The 14,904-nt window shown below is 29.5% G+C and carries 13 protein-coding genes; 5 read left to right on the forward strand and 8 right to left on the reverse strand.

Features of this window, described 5'->3' with window-relative positions; all coding sequences use genetic code 11:
- Position 1: 1 nt before the first annotated feature.
- The 7 genes from miaA to CC87_RS06570 form a co-directional block, all read right to left on the reverse strand.
- Positions 2-919 carry a tRNA (adenosine(37)-N6)-dimethylallyltransferase MiaA gene (miaA, locus tag CC87_RS06540; RefSeq protein WP_038057384.1) on the reverse strand — a complete coding sequence of 306 codons (918 nt, stop codon included), beginning with the start codon at positions 917-919 and terminating at the stop codon, positions 2-4.
- Positions 916-2,607: a DNA mismatch repair endonuclease MutL gene (mutL, locus tag CC87_RS06545; protein WP_038057385.1), complete on the reverse strand. Its 1,692-nt coding sequence runs from the start codon at positions 2,605-2,607 to the stop codon at positions 916-918. Before mutL ends, miaA begins: the two co-directional genes overlap by 4 nt.
- 3 nt (positions 2,608-2,610) lie before the next feature.
- Complete coding sequence (gene mdh, locus CC87_RS06550; RefSeq protein WP_038057387.1) at positions 2,611-3,537, reverse strand: malate dehydrogenase; 927 nt, start codon at positions 3,535-3,537, stop codon at positions 2,611-2,613.
- Positions 3,516-4,085 (reverse strand): HD domain-containing protein, encoded by a 570-nt coding sequence (locus tag CC87_RS06555; RefSeq protein ID WP_038057389.1) that lies wholly within the window; start codon positions 4,083-4,085, stop codon positions 3,516-3,518. The genes mdh and CC87_RS06555 overlap by 22 nt, the downstream gene beginning before the upstream one ends.
- A 51-nt stretch (positions 4,086-4,136) precedes the next feature.
- Positions 4,137-4,592 carry a DciA family protein gene (locus CC87_RS06560; RefSeq protein WP_038057392.1) on the reverse strand — a complete coding sequence of 152 codons (456 nt, stop codon included), beginning with the start codon at positions 4,590-4,592 and terminating at the stop codon, positions 4,137-4,139.
- A gap of 3 nt (positions 4,593-4,595) precedes the next feature.
- Positions 4,596-5,960, reverse strand: a complete 1,365-nt coding sequence (locus CC87_RS06565) for a phosphomannomutase/phosphoglucomutase (RefSeq protein ID WP_038057394.1) — start codon at positions 5,958-5,960, stop codon at positions 4,596-4,598.
- A 111-nt stretch (positions 5,961-6,071) separates the two neighbouring features.
- The gene (locus tag CC87_RS06570; protein WP_038057396.1) at positions 6,072-7,304 is read right to left on the reverse strand and encodes a multiheme c-type cytochrome; all 1,233 of its coding nucleotides are present in this window, start codon (positions 7,302-7,304) and stop codon (positions 6,072-6,074) included.
- 76 nt (positions 7,305-7,380) lie between these two features.
- Here CC87_RS06570 and CC87_RS06575 point away from each other — a divergent pair, with 76 nt between their 5' ends.
- From CC87_RS06575 to CC87_RS06595, 5 genes are all read left to right on the forward strand, one after another.
- Positions 7,381-8,289, forward strand: coding sequence for a TIGR01777 family oxidoreductase (locus CC87_RS06575; protein ID WP_051920685.1), 909 nt, complete (start codon positions 7,381-7,383; stop codon positions 8,287-8,289).
- Positions 8,286-9,203, forward strand: coding sequence for a mechanosensitive ion channel family protein (locus tag CC87_RS06580; RefSeq protein WP_038057398.1), 918 nt, complete (start codon positions 8,286-8,288; stop codon positions 9,201-9,203). The genes CC87_RS06575 and CC87_RS06580 overlap by 4 nt, the downstream gene beginning before the upstream one ends.
- Positions 9,204-9,339: 136 nt before the next feature.
- Positions 9,340-10,824 carry a 4-alpha-glucanotransferase gene (gene malQ / locus CC87_RS06585; RefSeq protein WP_038057400.1) on the forward strand — a complete coding sequence of 495 codons (1,485 nt, stop codon included), beginning with the start codon at positions 9,340-9,342 and terminating at the stop codon, positions 10,822-10,824.
- A gap of 10 nt (positions 10,825-10,834) precedes the next feature.
- Positions 10,835-13,258 (forward strand): DUF3536 domain-containing protein, encoded by a 2,424-nt coding sequence (locus CC87_RS06590; protein WP_038057401.1) that lies wholly within the window; start codon positions 10,835-10,837, stop codon positions 13,256-13,258.
- Positions 13,259-13,341: 83 nt separating this feature from the next.
- On the forward strand, positions 13,342-14,472 hold the full coding sequence (locus CC87_RS06595) for a YihY/virulence factor BrkB family protein (protein WP_038057403.1): 1,131 nt from the start codon (positions 13,342-13,344) through the stop codon (positions 14,470-14,472).
- Here the strand turns inward: CC87_RS06595 and CC87_RS06600 are convergent.
- Positions 14,469-14,900 (reverse strand): ACT domain-containing protein, encoded by a 432-nt coding sequence (locus tag CC87_RS06600; RefSeq protein WP_038057405.1) that lies wholly within the window; start codon positions 14,898-14,900, stop codon positions 14,469-14,471. The two genes, CC87_RS06595 and CC87_RS06600, sit on opposite strands and share 4 nt — an antisense overlap.
- Positions 14,901-14,904 lie beyond the last annotated feature (4 nt).

Below are 14,904 nucleotides of genomic sequence, written 5' to 3' on the forward strand. Positions count from 1 at the left end.
TTTAATGTAAATAGTTTTTTACAAATTCTAAAACTTTTTCTTTTTCCTCTGGTCTAAACCAGTATATATCTGGCTCCTTTTTAAACCAGGTAAGCTGTCTTTTAGCATAACGTCTTGTATCCCTTTGAATAAGCTCTATAGCTTTCTCTAAACTTAGCTCTCCTTTTAAGTGCTGCACTATATACTTATAACCTATAGCTTTAAAAGGTTTTAATTCTGGGGGATAGCCTTTTTCTAAAAGATTTTTTACCTCTTCAATCCAGCCTGCTTCTATCATTCTTAATACTCTTTGATTTATCCTCTCATAAAGTTTTTTTCTGGAAACATTTAAACCGATTTTTAAAATATTATACCTTTTTTCTCCAAAAAAGGGATGCTCTTTGTGAAATTGGGAAAAAGGTTTAGAGGTGGTATAAATTACTTCTAAAGCTCTTGTAATTCTTACTTTATCCTTTGGAGAAATTTTAGCTGCATATTCTGGATCAAAGTTTTTAAGCTCCGCATAAAGCTTATTTAAGTCTTTTTCCGCCTCTTTTCTTACTTTTTCTCTTATATTTTCTGGAATTTCTACCGGAAAAAGTCCATATTCCAAAGCCCTTAAATACAATCCTGTTCCCCCAACTAAAATGGGAAGATGCTCTTTTTCTAAAACCTCATCTATTGTTTTATCAGCTATTTCTATAAATTTAGCAGCGTTAAATTCCTCTTCTAAGTCTAAAAAATCATATAAATGATGAGGCACTTTTTCCATATCCTCTTTACTTGGTTTAGCTGTTCCTATATTTAGTTCTTTATAAAACTGGATAGAATCAAAGTTAATAATTTCTCCTTTTAAATTTTCTGCTAAATAAATTGCCAATTCTGATTTTCCAACACCTGTAGGACCAACTATAGCAAGAATTTTTTCCTTTCTTCTCATAACTTTCTTCTTAGTTTAGTTTCTATTTCAGAAAGAGTTATTTTAAAATAAAGAGGTCTGCCATGAGGACAGGTTTGAAGATTTCTTTTAAAAAGCTCATCTATTAAATAATGTATTTCCATTTCTGGCAGAACCTCTCCTTTTTTTCTGGCTAATTTACAAGCATAACCTGCTAAAATTTCTTCTTTAAGCTTCTCAGGATCAGAAAAAGGTTCTTCCAAAACTTTTTCTAAGATTTCTTTTATATCCTCTTTAAAAATAACAGGTATCTTTTTTAAGATAAGTTCATTTTCCTTTATAAATTCAAGCTCAAAACCCAAGGCTTCAAGTGATTTTAGCTTTTCCTCTAAATCCATTAAAGCTGAATCAGAAAGTTTTATCAAAACAGGAATTAATAGCTCCTGCAAAATAGTTTTTGTATATTTATCTTTCAAGTTTTCAAAAATCACCCTTTCACAAAGAGCATGCTGATCAATCACCAAAAGTGCTTCTTCTAATTCTACCAAAAAATAGGTATTGAGAAAACTACCCAAATAACGATACCTTTTTTGAAAGGATGGAGCAAAAATACCAATAGATTTTTCTCTAAAATCAGGTTTAACAAAAGTTTTTGATTGAGAAGTGCTGTATTCTAAAGGAAGATCTTCTTTTACTTTATAAGAAGGGGCTTCTGAAGAAGGTATGTAAAAATTTTTTTTAGACTTAAAAAACTTTTCTAAAGCTGAATCTAAGGCAAAAAACAAAGCCTTTTCATCTTTAAAACGGACTTCCCATTTTGCAGGGTGCACATTTACATCTACTAAATGATAAGGAACTTTTATAGAAATCACTCCTGCAGGAAATCCAAGATTTCCATAATAAGGCTTTAAAGCATTTAAAATTATTTTGGTTAGTTTTTCATCTTTTATCAGTCTTTTATTAACTAAAGTATATAAATATTTGGTATGAGGAAAGGTTTGAGAAGTATCAGTTAGAACCAAATCTATAGAATAAGGTGGATTTTCCACATAGATTTCTCCAAAAGCATCTACTTTTATTTCTATAATATAACTTAAAAGTTCTTTTAGACTTCCTCCTTCCCAGAAGAATAAAAGCTTTTCTCCCCTTTCACTTAAACTTTTAACTTGATATTTAATTTCAGGATGACAAAGAGAAAGGCCTTTTATAATTTCCATAATTTTTAGGGTTTCACCCCTTGGTGTCTTAAGAAAGGCTTTTCTGGCAGGAAGATTAGCAAAAAGATTTTTTACAATTACCAAGGTTCCTTTGTTTAATTTAGTAGGTTTAAAAGAAACCTCTTTACCAAATTCTACTTTAATTTCATAAGCTTCTGGATTATCTATATATTTACTTTTAATAGTTAGCTTTGAAACCTGAGCAATACTTGCCAAAGCTTCTCCTCTAAAACCAAAAGTAACAATTCTGAAAATATCTGCTAAATTTTTTATCTTGCTGGTAGCATGGTGTTTGTAGCAGAGTTTTAAATCTTCAGGCTCAATTCCTTCTCCATCATCATAAACTGAAATCTCTTTTATACCCCCTTCTTTTAGAGTTATTTTTATAGAACCTGCTCCAGCATCAAAGGAATTTTCTACAAGTTCTTTTACTACAGAAGCAGGTCTTTCTACAACTTCTCCAGCTGCAATTTTAGATTTTATTTCTTCTGGAAGAATATGTATTTTGGGCATATTTTATAATTTTAAAAGATTGATTAACTCTTTACAATGAGAAGCACATTTTTCCAGAATATTTTTTTCTTCGGATTCCAAGTTTATTTCTATAATTTTTTCTATGCCATTCTTACCCAAAACCACAGGCACTCCTAAAAACACTCCATTTATTCCATACTCACCTTCTAAATAAACAGAACAGGTTAAAACCCTTTTTTCATCTTTTAAAATAGCCTCTGCCATTTCTATTATAGAAAGTCCTGGAGTTATAAAAGCACTTCCTGTTTTTAAATAAGAAACTATTTCACCTCCTCCTTTTTTAGTTCTTTCCACTATTTCCTCTATTTTGGCTTTGGATAAAAGTTCTGTAATAGGTATTCCTGCTACATTAGCAAGTCTTACTAAAGGTAGCATCAGATCTCCATGAATACCCATTACCAAAGCCTGAACATCCTTAGGAGACACACCAAGAGCCTGAGCTATAAAATAGCGATATCTTGCAGAATCAAGAACTCCTGCCATTCCTAAAATTCTATTTTTAGGAAAACCAGTAACTTTATAAGCCACATAAACCATAGCATCAAGCGGATTAGTAACAACTATTACTATGCTTTGAGGAGTAAACTCTTTTATTTTTTCAGCACAAGATTTAACAATTTCTTTATTTATATTTAATAGGTCTTCTCTTGACATGCCAGGTTGCCTTGGTTTTCCTGCAGTAATAACCACTATATCAGAATCTTTTAGAGCTGAAAAATCTTCTGTTCCCCAGATCTTTCCAAAATAACCAAAAAGAGGACTACTTTGTGCAAGATCCAAGGCTTTACCTTTGGCAAGATCAGGTATGACATCAATTAAAACAATTTCCTTAGCAAGATTTTTTATCACAGCCCAATGAGCACAGCTTGTTCCCACAGCTCCTGCTCCTATAATAGAAAGCTTAGCCATTTTAACCCCCCTTTTTCAAATAATTTTAACCATTTTTTAAAAATCTTTACTTTTTCTTCTCCATATTTGGATATTTCTTTTATCACTTCCTCTACAGATTTTTCTTTAACTATTCCATCTGGACGTTTAGAAAAAAACTTATCTGCAAAAGCAATTATTTTTTCTTCTAAAGTTTGAGGAACCATATCTCTTGGAGGTAAAGGCAATTTCTTTTTTATAATCTCATCTTTGGTAATCCCTACACCAATATGTCTTTCGCAAACCAAAGCGTGTTTTGGATATCCCTCCTTTTCAAGAAGTTCTCTACCTAAATAACCATGAGCTATATAAGGGTATTTCCCTTCAGGATTCAGTTCAGGAATATAAGTAAAAATTACTCCTATATCATGAAGCATAGCAGCTTCATAAATAAACTGTTTATCTACCTCTGGAAACTTTTCAGCAATTTTCAGGGCTTTTTCTGTTACAGCTTGGGAATGCTTGAGAAGAATTTCAAAAAGTTTAGGATTTTTAGAATAATATTTTTCTAAAATCTTTATAGGATCCATGAAATTAAATATAATGGGAAAATCTGAAAGTGCCAATAGATTATTTAAAATTTACTTAATAAATAAATATTTTTCAATAACCCTTTTAAAAATTTCTTTTATTTCTTTATCCTCAATGGAGTTGCAAATGTTTTCCGAAATAGTTTCAATTTCTTCAGGCTTAAAGTTTTTCTTTTGAGTTGTTAAATAATTATTCTTTTTACTTAAATAGGGATTAATTTTAAAACGAACTTCACAGAAAAGAGGTTTAAGCTCTGAGGGAACTTTATTTTCAAGCCTTTCTAAAATTTCTAAAGAATAAGGAGACAGCATTTGCAAATAGTAATGATTAGGAACTTCAATAAATAAAATACCCTCTCTAAAATCAGATGGTTTTATTTTATTAACAAATTTCTTTCCAACAATACTTTCCCAATATTTTTGAGCTATTTCAAGGGCAATAACATTTTTTTTAATTTTAGCAGGAATAAAAGGCGACTCAAAAAAGAGTTCCTTAAACTTAAGCATAATTTAAAATTCTTTTAAAACTTCTTCTAAAGCTTTATACACTTTATCTTGCAATTTTTGTAAAAATTCTTCTGTTTCTGCTTCAAATCTCAAAACTAAAACAGGCTGAGTATTAGAAGCTCTTACCAAAGCCCAGCCTTCCTTAAATTCAATTCTTGCTCCATCCACATCTATTACATTTAAACCTTCCTTTTTAAATTTTTCCACCAATTTTGTTACTACTTTAAATTTGATTTCATCAGGGCATTCTTTCCTAATCTCAGGAGTGGAATACATCTTTGGAAGATCTTTTAAGTATTCTGAAAGAGGAATATTATTTTGAGATAAAATTTCAGCAAGTCTTACAGAAGCATAAACTCCATCATCAAATCCAAACCATTTATCTGCAAAAAAGATATGTCCACTCATTTCTCCTGCAAGCAAAGCTTTTTCTTCCTTCATTTTGTTTTTAATTAAAGAATGTCCTGTTTTCCACATAATAGGTGTGCCACCAAATTTAGCCACAGTTTCATAAAGCACACGAGAACATTTTACCTCACCTATAATTTTAGCTCCGGGATGTTTTTTTATTAAATCCTTAGCAAAAATTAATAAAAGCTGGTCTCCCCAGATAATATTTCCATTTTCATCTATTACCCCGATTCTATCTCCATCTCCATCATATCCAAATCCTACATCATAACCTTTAGATATAACTGTTTCTTTAAGCCATTTTAAGTTATCAGGAACCACAGGGTCTGGGAAATGATTAGAGAAATTCCCATCAACTTCACAGAACAAACATTCAATTTGGCAACCTAAATTTTTAAAAATTTTAGGAGCAGTAAGAGCACAAACCCCATTTCCAGGATCAAGCACCACTTTAAGTGGTCTTTCAAGCTTTACATTATTACAGACATAATTTATATAATTTTCTAAAATCTCTTTTTCTTCTACTTTGCCTATACCTTTCTCAAAATCTTGATTTTCTATAAGTTTTCTTATTTCCTGAATTTGGGGACCGAAAAGAGTATCTTTGCCTATGCAAATTTTAAGACCATTAAATTCTGGGGGATTATGAGAACCTGTAACCTGAATACCACCATCAATACCTTCTAAATTAAATAAAGAAAAATACATCACAGGAGTTGGACAAATTCCGATATTTATTACATCTACACCAGTAGAAAGTATTCCCTCTATAAGAGCATTTTGTAAGAATGGAGAAGAGAGTCTTCCATCTCTTCCACAGGTTACTTTTTTACCTCCCTTTCTTTTTACCATAGTTCCATAGGCTTTACCTATTTCTCTTACCACATCCTCTGTAAAATCCTCTCCCACTTTTCCTCTGATATCATATTCTCTAAAAATATAAGGACTTACTTTCATATAAGCCTCCTCTTTTGACAAAGTTTTATTCTATATAAAATCATTGATATAAGGATTTACGCAAATTAAAATAAAACATATATTAAAGATTTTCAACTGTTTAAAAGGATTTTATATATTATTTTGCTCTCTTCTCATTCTTTCAGCTTCTTTTTTAATTTCTACTAAAGTTTCTTTCATTTTAGCATATCCATACCAGGTAGTATAATCCGGCATAATATGAAAAGCTGCTTGATAAGTTTTCATTCTGTAATCCATAAACATTTCATAAAGCATTTCTTCTATGGGTGTATCTACTTCGTAAAAATTGAGTAAATCAGGATAGGGCCAGGTAACTTGATCAGGCTTCTTAGGAATAATTCCATCTTTATATAAATCTTTTACAATATTAATAGCCTCTGCAAAAATTTTATCCGCAGCTTTAATCATAAGATCAGCATTTTTTAAATTTTCTCTGGCAAAACTTTCAGAGTGACATTTCTTACAAATATTTATCATTTTTGCTCTTTCTTCCTTCCAGGATTTTTCATCTAATCTGGCAAGATTAGCTGCTTTTACTAATTCCAATCTTTTAGTGGGTTTCCCATCAGGATTTAACACCCCCAGAGCTTTAAGAATAGTTATTCTATAGTTAAGCCACTCTTTATCAGGCTCAGGTAATCTCAAAGCCAAAAATCCCCAGGCAGTTATTACTTTATGATTTCCATCAGGCATATGACAATCTTGACAAGTAGGTCCCCTATGAGCTTTTCTATTGGTTAAATATGCAGAACCATGTTTGGAATGAAACCACATTTCCCATTGAGCATGATCAAAACCTGTATGACAACTATTACAGGCTTCTGGTTGTTTTGCTTCCTCTACAGAAAAGGCATGTCTTGTATGACAATTTTGACAATCCATTCCATATTTATAATATTTTCTATATTTCACGCTATCTCTTATTTTATCGTCCACTATCCCAAGATTATGACAACCGTTACATCCCTTTTGACCTGCAATAAATGCTTCAGGTTGTTTATGAGCAAATTCAGGAAAAGCTATGATTGCTAAAAGACCCAAAGCATGTTTGCCTGAAAGATATTGATTGGCTTGCTGAGGATGACATTGTTTGCAAGTACTAATAGCAGGAAGTTTAGCTTTTTGAGCATCATTCATATTTGTATGCTTTTCTCCATGACAGACCTTACAAGTAAGCACTTTAGACATCTTGCTTCTATTAAAATCTTTTACAATTTGAGGAGTAACTTTTTTGTGACAATCCTCACAAGATGAAGGTATAGCTTTAGAATTTTGATAAAATCCAAATAATAAAATTATAGCCAATAAAACTATTTTTTTCATCTTATTTCTCCTTTTAGTTATTTCCTTTATTTAAAATTATTGTAAAATTTTAAACTTATAAGTCAAGTTAAATCAAATGCTTATGAAAAAAGTTTTAGTTCTTGGAGGAACAGGATTTATTGGGAGTTACTTAATACCTTATCTTTCAAAATCAGGTTATGAAATTTATCTTCTTACAAGAAATCCAGGAAAAGCAAAAAAATTTTCTTCAAAAATAAAAATAATAAAAGGAAATCCTCTGCAATTAAAAGATTGGAGTGAAATAGCTAAAAAGGTTGATATAGCTATAAATCTTGTAGGACAGAATATTTTCGGTAGATGGACAAAAAAATACAAAGAGCTAATTTTAGAAAGTAGAATAAAATCTACAGAAAATATTGTTTTTGCTTTAAAATCCGGAGCTATTCTTGTTAATGCTTCTGCAGTTGGATATTATGGAAATAAAGGGGAAGAACTTGTTACAGAAGAAAGCAAGCCAGGAAATGATTTTCTTTCTAAAGTCTGTATAGAATGGGAGAAAAAAGCTTTTGCTGGCAAAGAAAAAGATTTAAAAGTAATTATTCTTAGAATTGGTGTTGTCCTTGGAAAAGGAGGTATGTTTGCAAGAATATTACCTATTTTTAAATTAGGATTAGGAGGAACCATAGGAAATGGAAAGCAGTGGTTTCCCTGGATTCATATTGAAGATCTTGTGCAAGCAATTCATTTTTTAATACAAAAACCTTATGAAGGCATTTATAACCTTGTCTCTCCAAATCCTGTAACTAATAAAGAGTTTACAAAAATCTTGGCTAAAATCTTGAAAAGACCTGCTTTTTTAAAAATTCCTGATTTAATCTTAAAATTTATTCTGGGAGAGGTTTCTCAGCTTGCTATTGCAAGTATTAAAGCTTATCCCAAGGGTCTTTTAAGTCTGGGGTTTAATTTTAAATTTCCTTATCTGGAAGAGTCTTTGAGAGACTTAATTAAAAGGGAGAATTTATGAAATATGAATTATTAAAATTTTTAAAAAAAATTATTTTTTACCCTTTACTTAAAATAGGTGGAGTTTCTGTAAGCATTTTTTCTATTTTAAAATTCCTTCTTATTATATCTATCGGAATTTTTATTTTAAAATTTCTTAACCGTCGAATTAAAAAATTTTTTTCAAATAAACTACCTCTTCCAGAACATACTATAAATACAATTGTAACTATTTTTTATTATTCACTTTTGGTAATTTTATTTATAGTTGCTCTTTCTACAGTAGGGATTAATCTCACTCAAATAGGATTTCTCTTAGGTGCTCTTGGAGTAGGTATTGGATTTGGTCTTCAATCTATTTTTAGTAACTTTATTTCAGGGATAATTTTGCTTTTAGAAGGAAGTCTTAAAGTTGGTGATTTGGTGGAGCTTGAAGATGGTGTCTTAGGAGTGGTAAAAAAGATTGCTATGCGTTCCACTATAATTCGCACCTTTGATGGAAAGGATGTAATTGTTCCTAATTCTGAATTTATAACAAAACGCATTTCTACCTGGACTTATGAGGATGATTGGAGAAGAATTCACGTCCCTTTTGGTGTAGCTTACGGAAGTAACCCCGAAAAAGTAAGAGATGTAGTTTTAGAAGCAGCTAAAAAAGTACCCTTTACAAGTGAAGATTCTGAACATATTACCCAAGTAAGGTTTACTGAATTTGGGGATAATTCTTTAAATTTTGAATTAGTTGTATGGATTCGTCAAAGTCAAGTACGAAAAGCTTTAATAGGCATTAAAAGTGAATATTATTATGCTATTTACAAAGCTTTAGTAGAAGCTGGTATAGAAATTCCATTTCCTCAAAGAGATATTCATTTTAAAAGTTTAAGTCCTCAGATTTTAGAAGCTTTAAATGAAATTTTAAAGAAAAATAGTAATTGAATCTTTAAACTCTATAACAACTTTAATAAAGCTTCTTTTTCAGTTCTTTTTAAAAAAATTTAAAAGTTGCAAAATTTTTAATTAAAGATAAAATATTTTTTAATAAAATAAATTAATTTAGTTGGATATAATACAAATGAGCTCAGGACTTAAAGTTAGAAAAGCAGGGATATTTCTTTCTATAAGTTCTTTACCCTCATCTTTTGGAATAGGAGACTTTGGAGAGGAAGCTTATAATTTTGTTGATTTCCTTAAAAATAGCGGACAAAGTATCTGGCAAATTCTTCCTATCAATCCCACCTCTGAAAAATTTGGAAATTCTCCTTATCATGCTTTATCTCTTTATGCAGGAAATTATATCTTAATAAACCCGGAAAAGCTTCATCAAGAAGGGTTATTAAATAAAGAAGAGCTTAAAGATATTCCTTCTTTTCCAAAGGAAAAAATAGAATATAAAAAGATCTATAAATTCAAAGAAATGCTTTTAAGGAAAGCTTATAATAGATTTAAACCTGATTGGGAATATGAAAAATTTTGTCAGGAGAACAAAGATTGGCTTGAAGATTATGCTTTTTTTGAAGCTCTTAGGTTAAAAACAGATAAAGAATGGAAAGAATGGGATGAAGATTTAAAAAAAAGAAAATCTTCAGCTATTAAATCTGCTAAAGAAAAATTAAAAGAAGAAATAGGGTTTATTAAATTTATTCAATTCATTTTTTTTAAACAATGGTTTGCTCTTAAAAATTATGCCAATTCTAAAGGTATTCATATAATAGGTGATTTGCCTATTTATCCAGCTTATGAAAGTTTTGAAGTTTGGAAGAATCCAAAAATTTTCAAACTTGATAAAGAACTTAAGCCTTGTACTGTAGCAGGAGTGCCTCCTGATTATTTCAGTAAAACTGGACAATTATGGGGTAATCCTGTCTATAATTGGAGAAAATTAAAAGAAACATCTTTTGAATGGTGGATAAAAAGAATTGAACACAATCTAAAACTTTTTGATTTCATTAGATTAGATCATTTTAGAGGATTTATAGCTTATTGGGAAATTCCTGCGGGAGAAAAAACAGCAGTTAATGGTAAATGGATAAAGGCGCCTGCTGAGGAGTTTTTTGAGAGAATACTAAAAACATTTCCCTCAGCAGGTTTTATTGTTGAGGATCTTGGAGAAATAACCGAAGATGTAAAATACATTAAAAATAAATTCGATTTTCCTGGAATGAAAGTTCTTGAGTTTGCTTTTTATAAATCTAAAAGCCCTTATCTCCTTCATAATTGTGAAAGGAATTCTGTAATATACACATCAACTCATGATCTACCTCCTGTAAAAGCTTGGTTTAAAAAACTGGATAAAAAATACAAAGAAAAAATTTTTAAATATCTGGGAAAAAAAATAAAAGAAAGAGAAATAAGTTGGGAAATGATAAGGTTAGCTTATATGTCAAGATCAGCTTTTGTTATTATACCTATGCAGGATATCCTTTCTCTTGGAGAAGAAGCTATTATAAACACTCCTGCTAAACCTTTTGGTAATTGGGAATGGAAAATGAGTAAAAATTATTTTTCTTCTGAACTTATAGAAAAACTTCATGAGTATGTTTTGATTTTTGAACGTTAGGTTTTTTAAAATGAGATATATATGTATCCATGGACATTTTTACCAACCTCCAAGAGAAAATCCCTGGTTAGAGAGTGTAGAATTAGAAGATACAGCTTATCCTTATCATGATTGGAATGAGAGAATAACTGCTGAATGTTACGCTCCTAATACTGCTTCAAGAATTCTTAATCCTTATGGATTTATAGTTGATATAATAAATAATTACTCCAAAATAAGTTTTAATTTTGGTCCAACACTTCTTATCTGGCTAAAAGAAAATAAACCAGAGGTTTACAAAAAAATTTTAGAAGCAGATAGACTTAGTGCTAAGAGATTTTCAGGACATGGATCTGCTATAGCTCAGGCTTATAATCATATAATTTTACCCTTAGCTAATACTCAGGATAAGAAAACCCAAATTTATTGGGGTATAAGAGATTTTACCAGCAGATTTGAAAGATATCCTGAGGGTATGTGGCTCCCTGAAACAGCAGTAGATTATGAAACTTTGGAAATACTTGCTAAATACGGCATCAAATTTACTATTCTTGCTCCTCATCAGGCTAAAAGAGTTAAAAAAATAGAAAGTAAAGATTGGATAGAAGTAAATGAAAAAAATATAGACACAACCAAGTCTTATTTGTGCAAGCTTCCCTCTGGAAGAAATATAAATATCTTCTTCTATAACGGTAAGGTCTCTCATAAAGTTGCTTTTGGAAGGTTATTAGTAAATGGAGAAACTTTTGCAAAAGAATTAATCTTTAATTTAAAAAATGATAAAACAATTCCTCAAATAGTTAATATTGCTACTGATGGAGAAACTTATGGACATTATTATAGATTCGGAGATATGGCTTTATCTTATTGTCTTTATTATATAGAAACTAATCATTTAGCTGAGATAACCAATTATGCAGAGTATTTGATGAAATATCCACCGATTTATGAAGTGGAAATCAGAGAAAATACCTCTTGGAGTTGTATTCATGGAGTAGAAAGATGGAAAAATGATTGTGGATGTAATACTGGAAAGCATCCTCAATGGAATCAATCTTGGAGAAAACCCTTAAGAGAAGCCATGGATTGGTTAAGAGATCAACTTATATCTATTTATGAAGAAAAAGCCAGTAAGTATTTTGCTGATCCCTGGAAAGTAAAAAATGAATATATAGAAGTAATTCTTGATAGAAGTAGAACAGAAAAATTTTTTAAAACATATGCAATAAAAGAACTTAGTTTGGAAGAAAAAAGAGAGGCTTTAAAACTTTTAGAAATGCAAAGAAATGCACTTTTAATGTATACCAGTTGTGGATGGTATTTTGATGATATCTCAGGTATAGAATCTATTCAAATTATGAAATATGCTGCAAGAGCTATGCAACTTGCTGAAGAGATAACAGGAATTTCTTTAGAAGAAAAATATCTTGATATTTTGAAAGATGCTCTCAGTAATATACCCAAATTTGAAAATGGAGCCAAGGTTTATAAGTTATTTGTAAAACCAAGTATAGTGAAATTACAAAAAGTAGGTGTGCATTATGCTATATCTTCTTTATTTAGAGATTATACCCCTAAAACTCAAATATTTTGTTATACCATAGAAAAGAAAATGTATGAAAAATTTGAGGCTGGAAAGTTTGGATTAGCTATAGGAAGAGTTAAAATAACTTCTAATATTACTCTGGATGAGGAAATAGTTGATTTTGCTGCTTTACATTTTGGAGATCATAATAGCTGTGTAGGAGTTAGCTCATATAAAGATGACCAAATCTTTCAAAACATGTTTTTAGAAATAAAAAATGCTTTTGAGACAGGAGATATGACAGAAACTTTAAAAACTATTAATAAATATTTTAGTCCTGAGATTTATACATTGAGACATTTATTTAAAGATGAACAAAGAAAAATTTTAAAACAAGCTTTGAAGTTTGTTATAAAAGAAATAAAAAATATATTTAGAGATATATATGAAGAACAATATAATATTATGAATTTTTTAAGAACTTTGGATGTTCCTTTACCAGCTCCTATGTTTGTAGTAGCAGAGCTTGTAGTAAATGAAGAATTAAAAGATATGTTTAAAAAAGAAAAAATAAATATAGAAAATTTAGAAAAACTGGTTAAAGATGCTAAAAGATGGAAAATAAGATTACAGAAAGAAGGTATAGAGTTTCATGCTACTTCTTTTCTTGAAAAAAGAGCAGAAGAATTATATAACAAACCTGAAGATCTTCAAAACATGCAAGACTTAATAGCTATTTTGGATTTGTTAAAAGAAATTTCTATTGAGCCTAATCTATGGAAAATCCAAAATGAATGTTTTTATATCGCAAAGAAAATTTTCAAAATTGCAGAAAAAGAAGCAAAATCAGGAAATGAAAAATATCAAAAATGGCTTGAAAAATTTTTAGAACTTTGCAAAGTGCTAAAAATAAAAATAATAACATCTTAAATTCTTAATTGTAATATTAAAAAAACTTTAAAATAATAATTAAACTTGGTGTTTTAATAATTATATATTAAAATGTTAAAGTTATGAATTTTCAATTTTTTAAATATCTTAAAACAGTTGTTTTACCATTTTTCAAAAAAATTAATAAAGATGAAATTCCAGTGTATGCTCAAGCTTTAACTTTTAATACTTTACTTACTATTATTCCTATCCTTGGTCTTATAATTTCTTTAGCTCGTATTTTTGTGCCTCAACAAACCTTAGTTAATCAGATAATTTTAGAAGTAGCTAAATATTTAACACCTGAGGCTACTCAAAAAGTGATTAAAGTTATTTTTCAAATTTTAAAAGGTTTGGAGAAATTTCCCTTAGGTAAATTTAGTATTGTAACCTATTTTTTAATGGGTAGTGGTTTGCTTTTTCAAATAGAAGATGTTTTGAACAAAATTTTTGAAAGCTCAAAAAGAAGAACTTTTGTTCAAAGATTGACTTTTTTTTGGTTATTTATTACCCTTACTCCTTTAATCTTTTTAATGCCTCTTTCCTTTCATTCTTATATATCTAATTTCTCAAGTTTAATATTTTTTCTTATATTTCTTTTCTTTTTTTTAATGTATATCTATTTCCCTGCTAAAGATGTACCTAAAAAAGAAGCTTTAATAGGAGCTATATTTTCAACAGGTCTTTGGATCTTTTCTTCTTATATATATTCTATTTATATTAAATATGCTGTAAACTATTCTAAAATTTATGGATCCTTAGCTGCTATTCCACTTTTTCTTATCTGGATTTTTATAAACTGGTCTATTTTTCTTTTAGGTGCTGAATTAATTGTATTTTTAGAACAAAAAGCCTGGAAAAAAATTCACTTTGAATTACCACATTTATGGTTAAAACTTTACATAATGTATATAATTGGCAAAAATTTCTCTGAAGGTAAAAATTTAAATATCTATGAACTTTCAAAAATTTTAGATATTTCACCTATGTTAGTAGAATCAAGCCTGCAGGAATTGGAATCTCAGGGTTTTATCGTCATAAAAGAAGATAACATATTTTTAGCAAAACCCTTAGATAAAATTAAAATAACTGATATTATAGAATTAAAAACTTTATTACAAGCTCGCTCTTCAGAACTTAATGAATTTTTAAAAAAAGTTAAAAAATTGTTAACACATACTTTTGAGATAACTCTACAAGATCTTGTTACTTAGAGCTTTAAAATATCATCCCAGCTTAAAAGATGGACACCTTTTTCTTGTAAAATGGAAATACTTTTATCAAGATTATTTGTTTTTAAAACTACCACTGCTTTTTCCTTGGATTTTTCTACAAAGGCATAAATATATTCTACATTTATATCAGCATCATATAAATATTTTAATATTTCTGCCAAACCACCTGGTTCGTCTTTTACACCAACAGCTATAACATTGGTTATTTTTGTAGTAAATCCATTTTCCTCCAAAGCTTTTTTAGCTTCCTCAGGATTATTAACGATCATTCTTAAAATACCAAATTCAGAGGTATCAGCTATAGAAAGAGCCCTTATATTTATATTTTTATCTGCTACAGCTTTTAAAGCTTCATAAAGCCTTCCCTTTTTATTTTCTAAAAATACAGAAATTTGTTTTATTTTCATAACT

This window comes from Thermodesulfobacterium hydrogeniphilum, from assembly GCF_000746255.1.
Taxonomy (GTDB): Bacteria; Desulfobacterota; Thermodesulfobacteria; order Thermodesulfobacteriales; family Thermodesulfobacteriaceae; genus Thermodesulfobacterium; species Thermodesulfobacterium hydrogeniphilum.

What these genes read in the sequence shown, in the direction of transcription:
- miaA (WP_038057384.1), bottom strand. Translation starts at nt 919, where the DNA reads ATGAGAAGAAAGGAAAAAATTCTTGCTATAGTTGGTCCTACAGGTGTT.
- mutL (WP_038057385.1), bottom strand. Translation starts at nt 2,607, where the DNA reads ATGCCCAAAATACATATTCTTCCAGAAGAAATAAAATCTAAAATTGCA.
- mdh (WP_038057387.1), bottom strand. Translation starts at nt 3,537, where the DNA reads ATGGCTAAGCTTTCTATTATAGGAGCAGGAGCTGTGGGAACAAGCTGT.
- CC87_RS06555 (WP_038057389.1), bottom strand. Translation starts at nt 4,085, where the DNA reads ATGGATCCTATAAAGATTTTAGAAAAATATTATTCTAAAAATCCTAAA.
- CC87_RS06560 (WP_038057392.1), bottom strand. Translation starts at nt 4,592, where the DNA reads ATGCTTAAGTTTAAGGAACTCTTTTTTGAGTCGCCTTTTATTCCTGCT.
- CC87_RS06565 (WP_038057394.1), bottom strand. Translation starts at nt 5,960, where the DNA reads ATGAAAGTAAGTCCTTATATTTTTAGAGAATATGATATCAGAGGAAAA.
- CC87_RS06570 (WP_038057396.1), bottom strand. Translation starts at nt 7,304, where the DNA reads ATGAAAAAAATAGTTTTATTGGCTATAATTTTATTATTTGGATTTTAT.
- CC87_RS06575 (WP_051920685.1), top strand. Translation starts at nt 7,381, where the DNA reads ATGCTTATGAAAAAAGTTTTAGTTCTTGGAGGAACAGGATTTATTGGG.
- CC87_RS06580 (WP_038057398.1), top strand. Translation starts at nt 8,286, where the DNA reads ATGAAATATGAATTATTAAAATTTTTAAAAAAAATTATTTTTTACCCT.
- malQ (WP_038057400.1), top strand. Translation starts at nt 9,340, where the DNA reads ATGAGCTCAGGACTTAAAGTTAGAAAAGCAGGGATATTTCTTTCTATA.
- CC87_RS06590 (WP_038057401.1), top strand. Translation starts at nt 10,835, where the DNA reads ATGAGATATATATGTATCCATGGACATTTTTACCAACCTCCAAGAGAA.
- CC87_RS06595 (WP_038057403.1), top strand. Translation starts at nt 13,342, where the DNA reads ATGAATTTTCAATTTTTTAAATATCTTAAAACAGTTGTTTTACCATTT.
- CC87_RS06600 (WP_038057405.1), bottom strand. Translation starts at nt 14,900, where the DNA reads ATGAAAATAAAACAAATTTCTGTATTTTTAGAAAATAAAAAGGGAAGG.